Annotated in this window: 4 protein-coding genes; all 4 read right to left on the reverse strand. The window is 49.4% G+C overall.

The annotated features are described in order from the left end of the window. Nucleotides 1–30: 30 nt before the first annotated feature. Complete coding sequence (gap, locus tag DBO31_RS00725; RefSeq protein ID WP_150824203.1) at nt 31–1,044, reverse strand: type I glyceraldehyde-3-phosphate dehydrogenase; 1,014 nt, start codon at nt 1,042–1,044, stop codon at nt 31–33. Nucleotides 1,045–1,293: 249 nt separating this feature from the next. Continuing rightward, nucleotides 1,294–2,817, reverse strand: coding sequence for a 2,3-bisphosphoglycerate-independent phosphoglycerate mutase (gpmI, locus tag DBO31_RS00730; protein WP_150824204.1), 1,524 nt, complete (start codon nt 2,815–2,817; stop codon nt 1,294–1,296). A gap of 116 nt (nt 2,818–2,933) precedes the next feature. Further along, complete coding sequence (gene gap / locus DBO31_RS00735) at nt 2,934–3,962, reverse strand: type I glyceraldehyde-3-phosphate dehydrogenase (RefSeq protein WP_059075584.1); 1,029 nt, start codon at nt 3,960–3,962, stop codon at nt 2,934–2,936. Between the two features lie 151 nt (nt 3,963–4,113). Then, nucleotides 4,114–4,578, reverse strand: a 465-nt coding sequence (locus tag DBO31_RS00740) for a YdcF family protein (protein WP_200817422.1), incomplete at its 5' end; no start/stop codon positions are given.

Genomic DNA, 4,578 nt, shown 5'->3' on the forward strand with positions numbered 1-4,578 from the left:
CCTCCCTTTTGCTGCCTGTCATGATAGTCTTTAAATACCTTTCGTTGCCATATAGGCCGCCAGGTCATTGACGCGGAGAGAATATCCCCATTCATTATCATACCAGGCAACAACTTTAATCATGTCGCCTTCGACAATCTGTGTATCTAGCGAATCGACAATGGAGCTATGGGAATCGCTGATATAATCGGAAGAAACGGTAGCGTCTTCTGAATAGGCCAGTATGCCTTTCAGCGGGCCTTCCGCCCATTTTTTCAGGGCACCGTTCACTTCTTCTACGGTTACTTTTTTCTGCAGGATAGCTACGAGGTCGGTCATCGAAACGTTCGGTGTCGGGACGCGCAGAGCCATACCGGTAAACTTGCCTTTCAATTCAGGCAGGACCAGGGCAACGGCCTTGGCTGCACCGGTAGAAGTCGGAATAATAGACTGGGTAGCGCAGCGGGCACGGCGCATATCTTTATGTACGCCATCGACGAGAAGCTGATCGTTCGTATAGGCATGAACCGTCGTCATCATACCACGGACGATACCGAATTCGCGGGACAGCACTTTGGCTACAGGAGCCAGGCAGTTCGTCGTACACGAACCGTTCGAAATAATACGGTGTTTTTCCGGATCGTACGTTTCTTCATTGACACCCATGACGATGGTCGTATCAGGATTTTTGCCCGGCGCCGTAATGATGACGCGTTTGGCACCGCCTGCCAGATGTTTGGATGCCGATTCGCGGTCTTTGAATTTACCTGTCGATTCGACTACTACATCTACACCCAGTTTTTTCCAGGGAATATCAGCCGGATCCGTATGATTGGTCACGGGAATGCGGCGCCCGTCAATAATCAGTTCACTCGTTCCTTCATCGTATGATACATCGTGGTTCCACGTACCATGCACGGTATCGAATTTTAATAAATCCGCCATGATAGGGCCAACGGAACGGTTATTGATAGCCGCGATTTCGATTTCCGGCTGCAGCAGGGACGTGCGGAGTGTGCACCGGCCAATTCTGCCAAAGCCACTGATACCTATTTTTACTGTCATTATGCTTCCTCCTTACACATAATCCAGGTAGCTATGCCTGACCGTCGGATACTCGGACAGACTACACCTCTTTTAAGTTCTACAGCTATAGTGTATACTACAATCCATAATTTGTAAATTATTTTTTCCTGTTATGGTTGTGTAAGGAGGAAGCAGTGCACTATATAGGCACTATATAAGTAAGTTTTTCGTATTTAGAATATTATTTTATCCATTTTGTATATACTATTTTATGTTTTATGAGCTATTTTATGAATGAAGCAGATTGTTACCAGTCATTTCCGGTGGCACCGGCAGTCCGGCAAGATGGAGCAGCGTCGGCGCGACGTCGGCCAGTTTGCCATCATTCAGAACATCATGCTGATGGCAGCGGCTGACTAAAATGCAGGGAACTTCATTTGTCGTATGTGCCGTATAGGGCGAACCGGTCACAGGATCTGCCATCTGTTCGGCATTGCCATGATCGGCAATGATCAGTACTTCGCCACCAGCCTGCTGCAGTACTTCTACAATACGGCCGACACAGGTATCGACTGTTTCAACGGCTTTGATGGCCGCCGGAATGACACCCGTATGTCCTACCATATCGGCATTGGCAAAGTTCAGCATGATCATGTCATATGTCCCCGACTGGATTTGTTCGATGACCTTATCCGTCACGACAGGGGCACTCATTTCTGGCTTCAGATCATACGTAGCAACTTTAGGAGATGGAACGAGGATCCGGTCTTCACCGGCATTCGGCGTTTCATTGCCTCCGTTGAAGAAATAGGTCACATGAGCATATTTTTCCGTTTCAGCGATGCGCAACTGTTTCTTCCCTGCTTTGGCCAGCACTTCGCCCAGTGTATTGACGATGGTTTCCTTATCGTAGGCAATGTGAACAGGCAGGCCGTCTTCATAACGGGTCATAGTCGTAAAGTAGATATCCCGTTTTTCTGGCCGGTCAAACCCCTTGAAATCAGGAGCTACAAAGGCTTCTGTCAGCTGCCGTGCCCGGTCGGGACGGAAATTAAAGAATATGACACTGTCTCCATCGGCAACGGGCTGATGGCAGAGGACGGACGGCACGACGAATTCATCGGAAACATCCGCTGCATAAGAATCGCGCAGGCAGGACCGGACATCGGCTGCTTCGACACCTTCGCCGAAGGCAATGGCCCTGTACGCTTTTTCAATGCGGTCCCACCGTTTATCCCGGTCCATAGCATAATAACGGCCGCTGATTGTCGCGATGGTTCCCGTACCAAGACGGTGGCATTCGTCTTCCAGTTCCTGGAGAAACGGGCCGGCACTGCGGGGAAGGACATCGCGGCCATCCAGGAAAGCATGGATAAAAACCTTTTTCAGACCGTATTGGCGGGCCATTTCCAGCAGGCCGAAGAGGTGTTTTTCACTGCTATGTACGCCTCCGGGCGACACGAGGCCCATGAGGTGAAGAGCTGAATGACGATCCCGGGCATTTTCCATGGCTCCCACCAGTGCTTCTTTTTTGAAGAAAGCACCCGTTTTAATATCGTTTGTAATTTTCGTCAGTGCCTGATAGACGACCCGGCCGGCTCCGATATTGAGATGTCCCACTTCGGAATTTCCAATCTGGCCTGCCGGAAGTCCTACGGCTTCGCCAGACGCTTCCAGGTGAGAATGGGGATAGTCATGCCACAAGCGCGGCAGCACCTTTAAATCAGCCATGGCCACGGCGTTATCTTTTTTTTCATCACGGCATCCGAACCCGTCCATGATGATCAGCATTACTGTGTGTTTTTGTGTCATACAGAATATCTCCTTACTATAAATTAAAAAGGGCAGGGAATGAATCCCTGCCCTCATTATAATATGTACTTCGCTGCCTTTCCAGCCGTGGCAGGCATCTATCCGGTATGATTGTCTCAGTGTTTGCTGTTATAGGCATTCATGATCTGAATCAGATCCAGTACTTTATTAGAATAACCAATTTCGTTATCGTACCAGGAAACGAGTTTGACAAATTTGTCTGTCAGGGCAATGCCGGCCTGAGCATCAAAAATGGAAGTGAGCGGGCAGCCGAGGAAGTCCGACGATACAAGCGGTTCATCGGTATAACCGAGGATACCTTTGAGTTCGCCTTCTGCTGCTTTCTTAACGGTAGCGCAGATTTCGTCATACGTTGCCGGTTTCTTCAGGTTGACCGTAAGGTCTACGACAGAAACGTCCAGAGTCGGTACACGCATGGACATGCCGGTCAGTTTGCCATCCAGTTCGGGAATGACCTTGCCAACAGCTTTGGCAGCACCCGTCGTGGAAGGGATGATATTCCCTGTTGCAGCACGGCCGCCGCGCCAGTCTTTGGCAGACGGTCCATCGACCGGTTCCTGTGTAGCTGTGACGGAATGAACAGTCGTCATCAGGCCCGATTCGATGCCGTAGGCATCATTGATGACTTTGGCCAGCGGTGCCAGGCAGTTCGTCGTGCAGGAAGCATTGGAAACGATTTTCTGGCCGGCGTACTGATCCGTATTGACACCACAGACGAACATATCTGCCTGTTTGCCATCTTTGCCTTTTTTGGAAGGAGCTGAAAGGACGACGTATTTGGCGCCGGCCTGTAAATGCTTTTCTGCCAGTTCCGGAGTCAGGAACCGTCCCGTCGATTCGACGACATATTCGGCACCGACTTCGTCCCATTTCAGATTAGCCGGGTCTTTTTCCTGGGTAACGCGGATATGCTTGCCATTGACAATGAGTTCATTCTTTTCTACATCCGCTTCTACTTTGCCATGAAAGCGGCCATGCATGGTATCGTATTTCAAAAGATATGCCATGTAATCTACATCACAGAGATCATTAATTGCTACAATATTGATGTCATCCCGCTTCATGGAAGCACGAAAAACCAGACGTCCGATACGGCCAAACCCGTTAATGCCAACATTAATCATGAGAATACACTCCTTTTTTAAACTATAGGCACATCGCTAATGGATGTTTGTAACTTCTTTGTTCTTACAATGTCATTATGCCACATTGGGAACAATAATGCAATGCCATGGTCGTTTTATGTCCCACTTTTACGGTAAAAAAACAGACCTGCTACTGCAAGCCTGCTTTTGCTGCCATCATCCCAGCATATTCTTTGATGGCCAGACATGAGTCGAAAAGAACGATGGACTGGGGAATAAAGGAAAATAACGATAGGCGGTATGTATCTGTCGTGCGGTAATCACAGGGATAAGGGGTAACATTCATGCCTTCACGGGTGAAAAATCCGATGGCCCGCGCCATATGGAAGCCACTGGTCACGACGATAGGATGATGCCAGCCATGAGCATCACATAGCTCTCTGGCGAACCGGGCGTTTTCTGCCGTGTTGCGGCTTTTTTCATCACTGATGATGTCCTTCTCCTCTACTTCCAGAGACAGCAGCATCCGTTTTTCAATAGCAGCTTCGTTGGCATCACCGGCAAACACGACGCCACCGGAAAGGAGAATGGGAATGTGCAGCGCCTTCTGGATGCGCACGGCTGTCAGAAACCGATGGGACGCTGCAAGGCCCAG

It is taken from the genome of Megasphaera sp. DJF_B143 (assembly GCF_900320625.1).
Lineage (GTDB): Bacteria > Bacillota > Negativicutes > Veillonellales > Megasphaeraceae > Megasphaera > Megasphaera hexanoica.